Source organism: Microcoleus vaginatus FACHB-2002 (assembly GCF_040004035.1).
Classification (GTDB): Bacteria; Cyanobacteriota; Cyanobacteriia; order Cyanobacteriales; family Microcoleaceae; genus Microcoleus; species Microcoleus vaginatus_C.
Window position 1 is genome coordinate 187,669 of record NZ_JAMPLN010000001.1, and the last position, 15,329, is coordinate 202,997.

Consider the following 15,329-nt stretch of genomic DNA (forward strand, 5'->3'; position numbering starts at 1 on the left):
GGGCATAGGCCTCCGTGGGCATAGGACTCGCCCCCATACCTCACAACGCTTGAGAACCGCTATATCTGAGATGTTGCGTCAGGAATTGACATCGAATTTGACGATCGACAACAAGGCTATTGAGGACACGCCAATGCCGTGTCCCTACCCCAAAATAATCGATCGCCCTGTCAGTAACAATATCTTTTGTTTTCGTTGGGTTTTGATTGTCTTTTGGAGGTGCGCTTATGCCCTAGGAGGGTGGAGATGATGATGCAGCGTTGGCTGTTTCTTAAGTCGGGATGATATAGCGTTAGGGTTCCTTTGGCTCTTATACTTGTTAGGGTGCAGTCATGGTCGCTTCGAGATACGGGGCAACCTCTGTGGTTGAACATGACGCGCCGGATTGTGCCGTTTGCTTTTTGCTCGTTGCTTTCATTTACTTGGAGCACTGTTGTTTCATCTGGATCTATTTGAATTTGCGGTTCTAGGTTTTTCCATTGACTGGCTGGTATTTGGGCTGGGGGAATGTCGGCTGGGTGAACGGCTATTTGTAAATTTTCTCCTACTTGTTTGAAGCTCGCTTGCCATGAAATTTTGGATCGTTTGGCGTTGCTGTGGGCAAGTTCCATTGCCCAATAAGCTCGATCGAGCGATACCTTTAAACGGTGGTTGTTGATAAACATTAGCCAAGAGGGGGCTACGATCGCACTAAATATTCCTATGATTAAAATAATTATCAATAGCTCAATCATTGTAAAACCTGCGGCAGGTGTAGTGGCTCTGCCTTTGAGCGTTTTATTTATTGACACGTAGATGCACTCCCTGATATTTAGCTGGCCAAAAAAACAGCTAGGAGGAGCTATTTTTTTTTATTGGGTATATTTTAACTTTGGGTTTGGCGAGTGTGTAGATCGGTATTTACTGAAAATTTATGCGACTTTAAAAAAACTGCGGGTAAGAAAACGGCAGTCAGGAAACGGTAGTGCGGTTTCCCTACAGCAATTGTGTCGATCGCCCGATCGCATCAGAGCCCGAAGGTATGTAAGGAGAATCTCACTTTTGCAGCCAAGCTAGAAATTGGAGTTTTGAGGCAGGAGGCAGAAGGAAAGAAGAGAATGTCACTTTTGCAGGGAGTAATTATACTCAGGCAGGTTTTCGCTGATTACCAATTAAGCCGTTCAAGTAAGCACAACGATGAGCTAATACTTGTCCCACATATTCTGATTTCCAACTCGCTTCAGATATTTTAATTCGTCTGTCTATTTGCTTAATGCCTGATTCTACCGCTCCCGAACCAATTGAACAGATGCCATCCCTGGAGAAAACTTCATAGTTGATAATCCTTTCTTTGTGCTTTTCCTTCATATTTGCAAAAATTCAAGGCTGATTTTTATTTAGCTTTGTAAATAGAGCGCCCGCACTCTCTACATTCCCTTTCCACAAGTATGCTTCTGCTTGCTTGAGTCGCTTAATTGAACCGCCTACTTTCTGAAGATTTTCAGTGAGATGATACCAATCGAGAATTTCTCTTCTCTCCTATTCACAACTGATGTCCTTAAATATATTCCACAATCCATCATGTCGATCACCTAAGCAAGTGATAGGTTTTGCTAGCCGTTGTTTATTTGCCCAATCAATGATATCATTTTGATTAAAACGATCCACTCTACAAGCTTCCGACACAATTGCTTTATAGTCTTTCCCTTCAGCTTTTTCTCATGAAAGGTGCGCTCAGTTGTACTTTTCCACCATCGGCGCTTAGCTCCGAAATATCTTCTGTTGCTCATGGTTGGTCGAAGTCTTGAGAATGTACTAATCTTTGTTGTGTCTTAGACGGAACAGTCACCCTCGTTATATACTCAATATCTTGGGCTGCATGATTATAAGCAACATTGGCACGCTTGTCTTAAGCAACAGTTTTTTAAATGTGCACTCAACCTACTACCCTAGCCTAGTTAATCTGCTTGCTTCTGGGTAATGATTAAATTACCTATAGTCATTTTTAATGTTTTTATTCTTCCTGCTTTTGTACCGCTAACTGAGGAGATAAAAAATCCGATATGCGGTGTCACATGAGGCAAAACTTGCTCTATTACTGCGATATCAATATCTTCTAATGTCTGAACAATTCAGGATTACAATTAGCATAAAGGATGGCAAAAATAGCATCTCTATGTGTTTTAATTGCCTGTTGTTGTTCTGGTGTCATAATTCTATCTCAAGTGGGAAGACATGATAATTATCGCGTATTTTACTGATGATAGCTAAAACAGTCATGGGGATTATTATGAGTATTTAGACTCATCACCAAAGTGACACGCTCCCCACTGGGATCTTGCCAGCGTTCTTTCAAAGAACTATTGAATTCTCTTGTGGCACTGGCATCTTGCCAGTGTTATTTCAAAGAACTATTGAGAGAAATAAAGTAGACTTTGGTGCTGTAACTAACATCCAGACTTGGCATAGACAAAGCTCGCAAAAGCCTATTCAAGTTTTTTGACAGCGGCATAAATAGTCTGTTGCGGGTTGCATACTAACCGCCAGTAGTTGAAGAGATTTTTGAGGCAAAAAAAGACTTAAGTGCAGCAGCCGCAATCTTTTTCAAGATAAATTGAAAGGCAATTATCTAATAACTAAATTTATGGCATATCATTTCTAATCTGTCAACCATTTTAGTGAATATTTAATAAATATATATGATTTACCCAGCAGTGTCAAAAACCCGGTTTCTCCTAGAAAAATAGCATCCAAACGAAAGATTTTGCGAACAAACCGGGTTTATTGGGCCAGCGCGTGACCGCATTCCAGTCTTACTTGCGAGGAAGTAGCGGCAATCCCCCGTGGTTGCCTATCCCCACTTAAAGATAATATCTAACCGTTGTTACAACCCGACTTCTTTTAGCCCGCAAAGCCGCTTTCAAAAAGAAAGCAGTTTGATTGTGCAGCAGTCCCTCCCACCAATTTCGCGTCACAAAAGCCGGAATGATCGGCGTTAAATATACTCCCGGTCGCTGCTCTTCAAACAAAGCCAAAAAGTGAGTCAAAGGCTTACTAACAGAACGGTAAGGTGAGTCCAGAATTTCCAAAGGAATATCAGACTGTAAATCTTTCCAAGCTAATTGTAATTTTTCTCGCTCGGTCAAACCAATATCTACGTGAACTTCGACCACTTCATCAGCAATTAAACGAGCGTAATCGAGGGCCTCGAAAGTTCCCCGGTGCAACTGCCCGACTAACACCACTGCCGGATGTGTCACCGTCTTAACTCTAGGTCTGCGAAGATAAGACCTCGGTTCTATTCCCTGAATGCTCAAGCGAGCTGCTACATACCGATAGTGTCGGTGAATAACTAAAAATAGAGTGACTACGATCGGAATAGTTACTACGACAACCCAGGCTCCCAAAAGGAATTTTGTAGCGAGAATTACAGCCAAAACTCCCGTTGTTGCCACTGCACCAATACCGTTCATCACAGCACTAACTTGCCAACCTTTACCTCGTTCCTTAAACCAGTGAATTACCATGCCCGATTGGGAGAGAGTAAAAGAAGTGAAAACTCCAACCGCATACAGGGGAAGCACCGCACTTGTATTGCCTCGAAAGATGATAATTAAAAGAGCCGCGCAGAAGCTTAGCAGATTAATCCCATTAGAATAAACTAGGCGATCGCCCAACAGCGACAATTGCCTCGGTAAAAACCCGTCCCGCGCCAAAAAATAACAAAGTCGCGGAAAATCTGCATAACTTGTATTCGCCGCCAACAGCAAAATCAACAGAGTTGCTGCTTGCAAATAGTAATAAAATATACCGACACCAAAAATCTGTTTTCCCAATACAGAAAGGAGCGTTTCATGTTCTGTAGGAATCACCTGATAAATATGAGCCAAGTAACTAATCCCCAAAAACATCGCTCCCAGAATTCCCCCCATATAGGTCAAAGTCAGGCGCGCATTTTTCCATTCAGGAGGCTTAAAAGCCAACACCCCGTCTGATATGGCTTCAACTCCAGTCAGGGCTGTACAGCCCGCCGCAAAAGCCCGCGCCAGCAGAAATAATCCCAAAGGTTCCTTAGCTGGAATATTTTGTAATGTCGGCATAACATTACCTGTTGCCTGTTGGAATAAACCGCAGCCAATCAAAACAAAAATGCCAACGAGAAACCCATAGGTGGGAACCATAAATATATTGCCCGATTCCCGCAATCCCCTGAGATTAGCAAACATGATTAAGACAATAAAAACTAAGCACAGTTCAACTGTGTAGGGTTGCAGCGAGGGAACTGCTGAAGTTAGGGCCGCCACCCCAGCCAAAATACTCACTGTTACAGTTAAAATGTAATCAATCATCAGCGAAGCTGCTGCGATCGAGCCAGGATAAATACCTAAATTTTCTCGCGCTACAATGTAAGCGCCACCGCCGTTGGGGTACGCTTTAATTGTCTGTCGGTAAGACAGCGCCACGATCGCCAACAGTAAAATAATAATTCCAGAAATAGGCAGCGATAAGCTCAAACTGCTACTCCCCGCTAGTAACAGTACCAGCAGAGTTTCTTGAGTAGCGTAAGCAACAGACGACAGTGCATCGGAAGCCAGAACAGCTAGTCCTGTAGCGTTGCTCAGGCGTTCATGAATAGATGCGCTAGTCGGAAGAGATTCACCAAGTAAAAATCACTTGAGTCGAGAATAAGTGTACATTGAAACTCAATATATAGCCGTCCACAAATCATAATCGAGCCGGGGAAAGTTTTAAGTAATTTTTGATCACAATTTGTAATTCTGTCTCGCTTGTTGAGTCAGCTTCAGCTTGTGTTCGAGACCTTCCCAATTTTGAGCTTCGATATCGCTGATGAACTCGTCGAGACTGTCGCGGTAAATAGAGAGCGATCGCAACAATTCCTCTCGATTGTACTTTGCCACCATCACTCCCAGCTCGGGATTGCCGCCGCCAACGCGGCTCGTATCCCGAAAACCCGAACTCGCTAAATGTTGGGCTAAATTAACAATATCCCGATCGCCCTCTCGATCGCAGGCCGCAACCAGCGTCGCGCTCGCCATGAGCGGCAAATGAGAAATCCAAGCCACAGCTCGATCGTGCTCTTCCGGCTCACATCGGTAAACTTTAGCACCCAGCAACCGCGCAATTTCCTCAACCTTATCCACCGCAAGCGCCGGCGTTTGGGCTGTCGGCGTCACCACATAAGGCCGGCCCACAAACAAATCCGGTATCGCCGCCTCAATTCCGCTTTCAGCAGTCCCCGCCATCGGGTGTCCCCCCACAAAATTCGGCCACAGAGGAGACACAGCCTGCACTATGGGTGTTTTTACGGAACCGACATCGGTTACAATAGTATCAGGGGAAAGATAGGGCACCAACTCTCGGACGATCGGCTCGATCGACCCCAGCGGCGTGCAAATAAAAACCACATCGGCTGCTGCCATCAGAGACAGGTTTATGCTGGCTTCCTTGACAACACCGCGAGCTTGCGCCCGATCGCAAGTCTGCTGCCGACTCGACACCCCAAAAATATTAAACCCGCGCGATCGCAAATCCAGCCCGATCGAGCCGCCAATTAAACCCAGTCCTACAATACCGATATTCATAGCAATAAAATGGGGATATTTGATACGGTGCCGCCCCCATGACAGTCGAGGAACTCCTGAAAAAATATGCCGCCGGAGAAAGAAACTTTGCCGGAATCAACCTGACTGAGGCCAACCTCAGCGGCGTCAACTTGAGCGGAGCCAACCTCAAGGGTGCGAATCTGAGTGTAGCAAACCTCAGCGGAGCAAACCTCAGCAAAACCAACCTCACAGGTGCCAAACTCAACATCGCCAGACTCAGTGGCGCCCATCTAGGTGGCGCCGACCTCACCGACGCCGACCTCAACGTCGCTTACCTAGTGCGAGTTGACCTCAAAAAAGCCATACTCATAGGAGCCAAACTGATCAGAGCCGAGCTGATTCGAGCCGAACTCAGCGGCGCCAACCTGAGCGGAGCAAACCTCAGCGGCGCCACCCTCACCGAAGCCACCCTTCGAGGAGCCAACCTCGCTCAAGCCAACCTTCGAGGCGCTCACCTCAGCGGCGCGTGCTTAACAGAAGCCAACCTCGAACAAGCCAACCTGCAAGGAGCCGACCTTAGCCGAGCCGACCTCAGCGGCGCCGACTTGCGAGGCACAGAACTGAGACAAGCCAACCTCACTCAAGCCGTACTCAGCGGCGCCGACCTCAGCGGCGTCAATTTGCGCTGGGCCATCCTCAGCGGCTGCAATCTCCGCTGGGCCGACCTCAGCGAAGCCAAATTGAGCGGTGCCGACCTCAGCCGAGCCGACCTCTGCCACGCCAACTTGCTGAATGCCAGCTTAGTTCACGCCGACCTGACAAATGCCTATCTGATCCGCGCCGACTGGATTGGAGCCGACTTAACCGGAGCCACCTTAACCGGAGCCAAACTTCACGCAGTTTCGCGGCTGGGCATCAAAACCGAAGGCATGACCTGCAAGTGGGTTGATCTTAGCCCCAACGGCGACCACAGCCAAATTTACTGGTTGAACTCGGGAGGAACCCAGGAATTTTTTCATGAAACCTTGCCCACAGTTCGGATTGTAATTGACTCGCCCTTAGACCAAGGCGCTCATTTTGCACTAGCTGCAACTTATTACCAAATTGCCCAACAATACCCAAGTTTAAGTCAGCCTCCCACGATCGAAGTCAGCTCCAGGCGCACCGTACTCGCGTTTAAAATGGACAGCGACGATAAATTATTTGCCACCGCTTACGTTGCCATCATTCCTTTTAACGACGCTGCCATAACTCAAAAAAACCTAATAGCTTTGATGAAAATGATTCAATCCCACGATGCAGGCAAACTTAACGTCAAAGAATCTAAACACGTCCAGTTATGCAGCAAAGCTCTCAACCAAGCTATCAGCAAAGTAGACCAAATCAAAATTTCTAGTTCTTTTCCAAAAATCGGTGAAAGCATCAATTTCTTTCAAATTCCAACACAGATGAGCTTAATTAATTCCCGCGATCAAAGACTCAGCGTATATCACCACCCAGGCTTCGGCAAGCGCCTGATTAAAAAATACGATCTGAGTAACTCAACATCGGCTAAGTTAGCCGAAAGCACAAAATTGGCTCAAGCTAATATCACTAGCATTTTGGATTTTATAAAAGGCTTCCACAATATAGATGTCTAGGCATATTGCATCAAGTTACAAAAAATGCTTATTCTAGTTTAAACGTTGGCATAATAAAGCTTTGTTCTAGCTAAGACATCAGGGAAATTGAAAAGCATGGATGCCGAAGAACTCATCACCAAATATGCAGCAGGAGAAAGAGATTTTACTGCCATCCTCCTTTGCGAGGCAAATCTCAGCAGGATCGATCTCAGCGGGGCTAATTTCAGTGAGGCAATCTTGAGCCTCACCAACATGAGTGGCACCAATTTGTCAAACGCCAACATGAGAAAAGCCAAACTCAATGTTGCCAGACTCAGCGGTGCTAATCTCCACCAAGCCAACCTCAGCGGCGCTATCCTCAACGTGGCTAACTTGATTCGAGCCGATCTCAGCGAAGCCAAACTCGTCGAAGCTACAATGATCAGATCCGAACTGATTCGAGCCAACCTCAGCAGTGCCAACTTGACCGGTGCAAATCTCAGCGAAGCAGATTTGAGAGAAGCAACCCTCAGAGAAGCCAATCTAGAGCAAGCCGATCTCAGCGGGGCTCACCTGAGAGGCGCTTTTCTAACAGCGGCCAACTTGGAACGGGCCAACTTGCACAGAGCCGACCTCAGCAGGGCAGACTTGCGAGGAGTCAACCTCTGCAATGCCGAACTCAGACAAGCTAATCTGTCTCAGGCAAACCTCAGCGGCGCTGACTTGCGAGGCGCTAATCTTCGGTGGGCTGACCTCAGCGGGGCGAACCTGACCGGCGCTGACCTCGATGAAGCGAGATTGAGCGGGGCCAACTTGTACGGGGCAAATTTGAGCAATGTCAATCTGTTGAACGCTACTCTGGTACACGCGGATTTGACTCAAGCGAATTTAATTCACGCTGATTGGGTGGGCGCAGATTTGACGGGGGCGGCCCTGACGGGGGCAAAAATTTACGCGGTTTCTAGGTTTGATGTGAAGGCAGATGACATTACCTGCGATTGGGTTGACCTCAGTCCTAACGGCGATCGCAGCCACATTCAGCGCTTTACCCCTGAAGAATCTCAAAGGTTTTTCAATGCTACACCGCCGACAGTTCAAATTATTGTCGATCGACCCCTCGACCCCGATGCTAACTTTGTCCTTGCAGCTACCTACCGCCAAATTGCCCGTCAATACCCTGCTTTGAATCATCCTCCCAGTATCGAAGTTAATTCCAGACGCACAATCATATCATTTAAAATAGAGCAGGACGAGCAACTATTTCCCACAGCTTTCGTTGCGATTGTTCCCTTTAGTGATGCAGCATTTACTCAGAAAAATTTGATTACTTTGATCAAGATGATTCAACCCCAAAGTGGTAATAACCTGGGCGTCAGAGTCTCAAATATGGTAGTGCAATTAAACGTAGCCCTGACCAAAACAATGAGAAAAATAGGGGAAATGAAAATTCAGCCGATTCGCCTCGATCGCGAACCGATGTCAAGTTTTTTCCAATCACCTACCCAAACTGTACTGGCTAACTCCAGCGCCGAAACTTTGATGATTCACTATCACCCAGATTTTGGCAGAAACTTGACAAATTTGCCGGGAGTCAACAAAACCTCTATCAGTCCAGCAATTAAAGCGCAAAGATTTACCACCCCGCCACTAAATACGGTCATTGAGTTTGTCAAAAGCTTTTATCAGCTCGGTGAGTAAATACTATAAATTAATTTGATATTATTTCTATTTATGCCATATAAAAGTTAGCCAATCGCCATTTTATTCAGGTAAACAAATGGAAGCTGAAGAACTGCTCAAACGATTTGCAATCGTCAAAAGATACACTGAAGGCGACAGAGATTTCACAGGAATCAACCTGAATGAAGCTAATCTCAGCCGCATCAACCTCAGCCAATCAATTTTAAGGCGGGCTAGCTTATTTGTCACCAACCTCAGCGGTGCTAACTTGAGCGAAGCTAACTTGAGCGAAGCTAACCTGAATGTGGCTAGACTCAGCAGTACCAACCTCTCGCGGGCAATCTTAAACGGGGCTACTCTCAACGTAGCAAACTTAGTGAGAGCCGATTTAAGTGCAGCTCAATTAATCCGAGCATCCCTGATTAGAAGCGAATTAGTCCGCTGCGAACTCAGCAAAACTAACTTCAGCAGCGCAAACCTGACTGAAGCAGATTTAAGAGAGGTAAAACTGACGGAAGCTAACCTGTGCGGTGCTAATCTTTCCGGTGCTAATCTCAGAGGTGCTTCGGCTGCTTCAGCTAACTTTCAAGAAGCTAACTTACACGGCGCAGATTTGACGAAAGCAGAACTTAGCGGCGTCAATTTGAGCAATGCCGATATGAGACAAGCTTCTTTGCAACAGGTGAATCTCAGCAGTGCCAATTTGAGCGGAGCTAACCTTAAATGGGCTGATTTGACGGGAGCTAACCTCAGCGGCGCGGATCTGAGCTGTGCTAAATTGAGCGGAGCTAACCTTAACGGAGCAGATTTAAGAAATACTAATTTAGGAAGTGCTAGTTTCGTTCACGCTGATTTGACAGAAACAAATTTGATTAATGCAGATTGGGTGGGCGCTGATTTGAGGGGAGCAACTTTAACAGGAGCAAAACTGTATTTGGTTCCTCGATGTGGCATCATCGCAGATGATATTACTTGTCAGTGGGTTGACCTCAGCCCCGCAGGCGATCGCACTCAGATTCAACACTTTAATTCGCCCTCAGAATCGAGAAAATTTTTAAATCACACGCCTGGGTTAGTGCAAATTGTGGTTGACGCACTTTTAGACTACTCAGCAAACAGCACTTTAGCAACAGTTTACAGCGAAATAGCTCGGCATTACCGGGCAATGAATTTTCCTCCTAATATTGAAGTCGGCTACCGCCGCACAACTCTAACTTTTAGGTTTGAGAGCGATGAGCATTTATTGCCAGCAGCTTTTTTAGCGATTCTTCCTTTTAAGGATGCTGTACAAACTCAGAGAAATATTATGGTTATCGGGAAAAATATCGAAAGTCAAAATTTGGAAGAGAAACGAATAGTGCAGTTGCGTAAAGCATTGAGTACAGCTACAAATAAATTAAATGAGTTGATAAATTTGGTGTCTAATATATCACGGGTGAGTCAGCCAACAAAGTTTTTTGATTCACCTACCCAAACTATTTTAATTAGTTCGGGCCAGGAGAGTTTGATGGTGAATTCTCACGGGAATTTTGGGAAGGGATCTGCAAATTATCAGCCGAGTAAATTCTGTTTGCCTCTCGGTCAAAAAGTAGTTGATTTTCTGGCCAGTTTTGATTATGTTGAGTGAGAAATGTCAATTTTAAAACCGATTGATTGAGGTAGAAGTCCACAACTCATTGCTCCGCTTCCTGCGATCGAACTCCGAGCCGCACTGGCCACACCATTTAACGATGGCGCGGCTCGTGGCGCGGGCTTTGCGCTTGGGGCGCAGCGCTCTGATCCAAACAGGGCTTCCCGCTGGAGCTTACCGACAGCGGTATCGAGTCAGCTATTTGATGCCGGTTTTGATGTGGCCGGAACCTGTGATTTTAGTCGCGCCGACACGGGTGATCGAGCATTTGAGAGCAGTGGAAATTCCGCGTTTGCAAGAGTGGCTGCAAACTGATAAGCCGATCGAGACTTATTCGGATAATGCCACTGGGCGAGGATTGATGCTAGCAGATCCCGAGTCTTGGCTGGCGGCTCGCTTGGCGGCGAATTCGCCACTTCAGGGCAATATTCCGACAATTATTGACGGTGTGGATGACTTGGAAGTTTGGACGCGCCAGCAATTGACGGCGTGTTTGCAACCTGCTGACTGGAATGATTTAATGCAATCTCAGCCTTTGGAAGCCGATGCAATCCTCCAAGGGCGGGTACTGCTAACGCGGGCTTTCTTTCAGCATCCGGCGAAACCAGAGGAGTGCTATTTGCTGGAAACCGCAGAGCAAAATATTTTGCAGGGGCTGTTTGAAAAAATCGAGCCAAACTCCTTAATTCCGGCTGCTTGGAGCAATTTTTGGCAGCGGTGGGAAACAAACGGAAAACTGCGGTGGGCGGAAATTCATCGGGAGGCGGGGTCATTTTCTCTGTACTGCGCGCCGGTTCAGGTGGCTGAGGTTTTGAGCAAAATTTGGGATTCTCAGCCTGTGGTGTTGATTGGGGGGGCGGTGGATGTGGAACCGAAGGCTCCGATCTTCCGGCAAATGCTGGGACTGCCAGAATTGACGAGCGTTAAGTTTTCGCCCGATCGACAAAGTGAATTAATTCAACTGTACATTCCCAACTGGCTGCCGCTGCCAAATACGCCGGAATTTCAGGGTGTTTTAATTGAAGAAATTCGGACTTTGCTGTTGATGAGCGCGTCGGTGGCGGGTTTAACTGTGCTGATTGTTGGTGATGTACCGCTGAAGGCTCGGCTGGCGGCGATTTTGGCTTCTGAGTTCGGTTCTCGGGTGCAGGTAGAAAAGACTGATGTGGGCGAGAATGCGATTTTGGTGACTGGGTGGGAGTTTTGGCGGGAACATCAGGGGGAATTGAGGGCGCCTCACTTGCTGGCGATCGCAACTTTGCCGCTACCTTCTTTGGAGAATCCTTTGGTGACGGCGCGTGTGGCTTATTATAAGGAACGGCGCAAGGATTGGTTTCGGTTGTATTTGCTGCCGGCGGCGCTGAATGAGTTGCAGCGGGCGATCGCGCCTGTGCGAGAACGTCAAGGGGTGGTGGCGATTTTCGACAGCAGGGTGATTCACCGCAGTTATGGACAGCAGGTTTTAGCGGCTTTGAGTCCTTTTGCGAGGATTGATTATTTGGATACGACTTGGCTGACGCAGGCTTGAGATGACCTGTTGGCGTATAATTTGGTTAGGTATCCAGTTGAAATCTAATTTAGTAGACAAAGATTATGGGTGAATCTAAGCGTCGCAAAGAGGCGATCGGCGACGAATACGGTAAAGAAGAACGCATCGTTCCCTGGCTGCCAATCACGAAAACCCAAAGCGAAGATTTTGTCAAGTGGACAAGTCGCGGAAGCTGGATCGGGATTGGCCTTTTGGTGGCTTGGTGGATTGTAGTGCGGTTTGTCGGCCCGTCGGCAGGTTGGTGGCAGGTTAACTGATGCCAGACTCGACAAATGCCTGTATTCTTGGCATTGTGTCGAGTTTAACTCGGAAACAAGCTGCTGAATTTTTAGGAAAAATTTAGTTGCGAATTTTGACTTGGTATGGTATCTTAATTATCTGCGGGCAATTAGCACAGTGGTAGCGCACTTCCTTCACACGGAAGGGGTCACAGGTTCAAATCCTGTATTGCCCATTCAAAATCTATGGTGAGTCATTAGACATCTGCCAACAATAAAATATCCTGTCGGAGTGCGATCGCGCGATCCAGGTTGGAGGGTGAAGCATTTGGGGATAAAATTACAGGTTTTCAACATAAATTGTCGCCCAAATGCTTCACCCCTACAGATCTCAAAGAGCTTGAGATTATTTAGAGAGGTAACTTTATGATCCAAATAATTCTGAACTCAGAACAAGAAAAGTTTCTGCAACAACAGTTAGAAACAGGGAAATATACAACCCCCGATCAGGTAATTACTGATGCTTTAAAAGCTTTGTCAGAAAAACAGCATCTTAATCAATCTCGGCAAGTAGTAACGATTCTTTCAGGAAAACCTGCACAAGAGTTACTCGCAGAAAAAATTAAAATGAGCCGGGAACTTAAGAAGAGTTATCAGCCCGATCCGCACCGAAAAGCTTTAGCTGAAGATTTTAGCAACTTATGTGAAGAAACCCAGGCTTTACACGCCGATCGTCCTTTAACTGATGAAGAAATTGCCGAAGAAATTGCAGCTTATCGGAGTGGAGAATGAGAGTTGTTATAGATACTAATATTTTAGTATCTGCGGCGAGCGCTGGAAGAAAACCAGCAATTATTATTACCTGGGTTATCAATCAACCTGATTATGAATGGGTAGTTTCCGAAGAAATTTTAGCAGAGTATCAGGAGGTATTAAGTAGACGAAAACTAAAGTTAACAGATGTTCAGAAAGAAAGATGGTTGAATTTGATTCAAGGTTCAACCACACTCATTGATGTCTCTATAGAAATTGATTTCCCTAGAGATCAAAAAGATGCTAAGTTTATTGCTTGTGCACTCTCTGCTAATGCTGATTTTTTAATTACAGGCGATCGCGATTTTACGGAAGTTCAGAGTTTAGGAAATACGTTAATTATTTCTGTTTCTCTTTTTGCAGAATCGATCGTGAATTAGACACTGTTCAACAAGGCAAAAACAGCCGATCGCCCAAAACTCCCCTTGTATACTACATTTATGCTACACTAATATCATAGCTCGTGCCCCGCAGGAGGTTTCCTCATGGCAAATGCCAATATTCCTCAAAATTTCAACTTAATCCTACCCGCAGGAACCCAAATTGTCACCAAAATCGAAGTCAAAAATCCTGCAACTAACGAATCTTGGAAACCGGGATTAGTAGGCGTCATCGTTCAATCGCCTACAGACAATTCCCACGCATATTTAGTCAAACTCCCAGACGGAACACAAGTTAGTCTGCGGCGGCACGAACTCAGCATCCGCAAGCAGTTTCAGAGCGAAGGATTGCAGTCAGGAGGAGATTTTCTTGCAGAATACAACCTCTATGATTCTGTAATTTACCGCTGCATTGTTGGTTCGAGAGCTTATGGTCTTGATAACGAGCAATCCGATACAGACAGACGCGGGATTTACCTGCCGCCGGCAATACTTCATTGGTCGCTTTACGGCATTCCAGAACAACTGGAAAACCAGGAAAATCAGGAATGCTATTGGGAACTGCAAAAGTTTCTAGTTTTGGCACTAAAAGCTAATCCAAATGTGCTAGAATGTTTGTACACGCCTTTAGTAGAAACGGTTTCTCCTGTCGCACAAGAATTGCTGGAAATTAGGGAAATCTTTCTTTCTCAATTGGTTTATCAAACTTACAATAGCTACGTTTTGTCTCAATTTAAAAAAATGGAGCAAGACCTCCGCAATACCGGAGAAATTCGTTGGAAGCACGCGATGCACTTAATTCGCTTGTTGCTGTCAGGAATTACGGTGCTCAAGGAGGGGTTTGTACCCGTTCGCGTGCAGGATTATCGATCGCAACTTTTATCTATCCGCAACCAAGAAATATCCTGGGATGAGGTGAATCGCTGGCGGTTGAGCTTGCACGGTGAGTTCGATCGCGCTTTTGCTGCAACTAAGTTGCCAGAACGTCCTAATTACGAGAAAGCGAACCTGTTTTTGATTAAATCTCGTAGAGGTGCGATCGAAATCGGATCTTGAAATCGCTTCTTGTGAAACAAAGCCCGCCTGCATGGACTGGAATAAATGACAGAATACATCTCGAATCTCGCCCAAATTATCTCCGTTCAACGTTATCCGCTGCTGTTTGCGACTGTCAGCGGTTCGCACTTATACGGCTTTCCTTCCGCAGATTCTGACTTCGACTTGCGGGGAGTACACATCTTACCGCTACCGAAAGTAATTGGACTGATTTCTGCCGAAGAAACGATCGAAGTTTCGGAAGTTTGGGAGGAAATGCAACTCGATTTAGTAACTCACGACATCAAGAAATTTTTTGAGATGCTGTTGAAGCGCAACGGCTACGTGCTAGAACAACTGTATTCGCCGCTGATAGTTTACAGTACAAAGGAACACGAGGAATTAAAAGAGCTCGCCTCGAACTGCATCACCAAGCATCACAGCCACCACTATCTCGGTTTTGCTCACAATCAGTGGAAATTGTTTGAGAAAGAACAGCCGCGCCGGGTGAAACCGCTGCTGTATGTTTACCGGGTGTTGCTGACTGGGATTCATTTGATGCAAACGGGGGAAGTTGAGGCGAATTTGGTAAAACTAAATGAAAAATTTCAGTTGTCGTACATTCCCGATTTGATTGCCAGAAAGCTCGGCGGGGAGGAAAAATCGGTGCTGGAAGATGCTGAGATCGAGTTTTATCGACAAGAGCGCGTTCGACTGGTTAATATATTGGTAGATGCAAGCAGTACAAGTCATTTGCCGTCAAATCCTAATGCAAAGGTTGCTCTTAACGATTTTCTGGTAAAGGTGAGGATGTCATCTGTGAACTAAGCTGTTGCACCTCTAATTAGTCTTTTAGTCCAGCAAGCAGCCTATATATTAG

General features: G+C 46.0%; 12 protein-coding genes, 1 tRNA gene and 1 pseudogene. 10 read left to right on the top strand and 4 right to left on the bottom strand.

Annotated elements, in window-relative coordinates:
- Positions 1-170: 170 nt before the first annotated feature.
- The 4 genes and pseudogenes from NDI35_RS00740 to NDI35_RS00755 form a co-directional block, all read right to left on the bottom strand.
- Positions 171-791: a prepilin-type N-terminal cleavage/methylation domain-containing protein gene (locus NDI35_RS00740; RefSeq protein WP_445311058.1), complete on the bottom strand. Its 621-nt coding sequence runs from the start codon at positions 789-791 to the stop codon at positions 171-173.
- A gap of 334 nt (positions 792-1,125) precedes the next feature.
- Positions 1,126-2,191, bottom strand: a pseudogene (locus tag NDI35_RS00745) (ISKra4 family transposase).
- Positions 2,192-2,840: 649 nt separating this feature from the next.
- Positions 2,841-4,613, bottom strand: coding sequence for an APC family permease (locus tag NDI35_RS00750; RefSeq protein WP_445311224.1), 1,773 nt, complete (start codon positions 4,611-4,613; stop codon positions 2,841-2,843).
- A gap of 129 nt (positions 4,614-4,742) precedes the next feature.
- The gene (locus NDI35_RS00755; protein WP_445311059.1) at positions 4,743-5,582 is read right to left on the bottom strand and encodes a prephenate/arogenate dehydrogenase; all 840 of its coding nucleotides are present in this window, start codon (positions 5,580-5,582) and stop codon (positions 4,743-4,745) included.
- A gap of 38 nt (positions 5,583-5,620) precedes the next feature.
- Between NDI35_RS00755 and NDI35_RS00760 the strand changes: the two genes are divergently transcribed.
- The 10 genes from NDI35_RS00760 to NDI35_RS00805 all read left to right on the top strand — a co-directional run bounded on the left by NDI35_RS00760 (position 5,621) and on the right by NDI35_RS00805 (position 15,277).
- Positions 5,621-7,183 (top strand): pentapeptide repeat-containing protein, encoded by a 1,563-nt coding sequence (locus NDI35_RS00760; protein ID WP_445311060.1) that lies wholly within the window; start codon positions 5,621-5,623, stop codon positions 7,181-7,183.
- Positions 7,184-7,279: 96 nt separating this feature from the next.
- Positions 7,280-8,842 carry a pentapeptide repeat-containing protein gene (locus tag NDI35_RS00765; RefSeq protein WP_445311061.1) on the top strand — a complete coding sequence of 521 codons (1,563 nt, stop codon included), beginning with the start codon at positions 7,280-7,282 and terminating at the stop codon, positions 8,840-8,842.
- Positions 8,843-8,921: 79 nt separating this feature from the next.
- A complete protein-coding gene (locus NDI35_RS00770) occupies positions 8,922-10,451 on the top strand; it encodes a pentapeptide repeat-containing protein (RefSeq protein ID WP_445311062.1) in 1,530 nt (509 codons plus the stop codon).
- Positions 10,452-10,473: 22 nt separating this feature from the next.
- Positions 10,474-11,982: a helicase C-terminal domain-containing protein gene (locus NDI35_RS00775; protein ID WP_445311063.1), complete on the top strand. Its 1,509-nt coding sequence runs from the start codon at positions 10,474-10,476 to the stop codon at positions 11,980-11,982.
- A 65-nt stretch (positions 11,983-12,047) separates the two neighbouring features.
- Positions 12,048-12,260 (top strand): DUF2839 domain-containing protein, encoded by a 213-nt coding sequence (locus tag NDI35_RS00780; protein WP_445311064.1) that lies wholly within the window; start codon positions 12,048-12,050, stop codon positions 12,258-12,260.
- 125 nt (positions 12,261-12,385) lie between these two features.
- Positions 12,386-12,457 (top strand) — tRNA-Val (locus tag NDI35_RS00785).
- Positions 12,458-12,647: 190 nt separating this feature from the next.
- Positions 12,648-13,013 (top strand): ribbon-helix-helix domain-containing protein, encoded by a 366-nt coding sequence (locus NDI35_RS00790; protein ID WP_445311065.1) that lies wholly within the window; start codon positions 12,648-12,650, stop codon positions 13,011-13,013.
- On the top strand, positions 13,010-13,414 hold the full coding sequence (locus NDI35_RS00795; protein ID WP_445311066.1) for a putative toxin-antitoxin system toxin component, PIN family: 405 nt from the start codon (positions 13,010-13,012) through the stop codon (positions 13,412-13,414). Before NDI35_RS00790 ends, NDI35_RS00795 begins: the two co-directional genes overlap by 4 nt.
- Positions 13,415-13,519: 105 nt before the next feature.
- On the top strand, positions 13,520-14,470 hold the full coding sequence (locus NDI35_RS00800) for a nucleotidyltransferase domain-containing protein (RefSeq protein ID WP_445311067.1): 951 nt from the start codon (positions 13,520-13,522) through the stop codon (positions 14,468-14,470).
- Positions 14,471-14,515: 45 nt separating this feature from the next.
- A complete protein-coding gene (locus tag NDI35_RS00805) occupies positions 14,516-15,277 on the top strand; it encodes a nucleotidyltransferase domain-containing protein (RefSeq protein ID WP_445311068.1) in 762 nt (253 codons plus the stop codon).
- Positions 15,278-15,329: the final 52 nt, after the last annotated feature.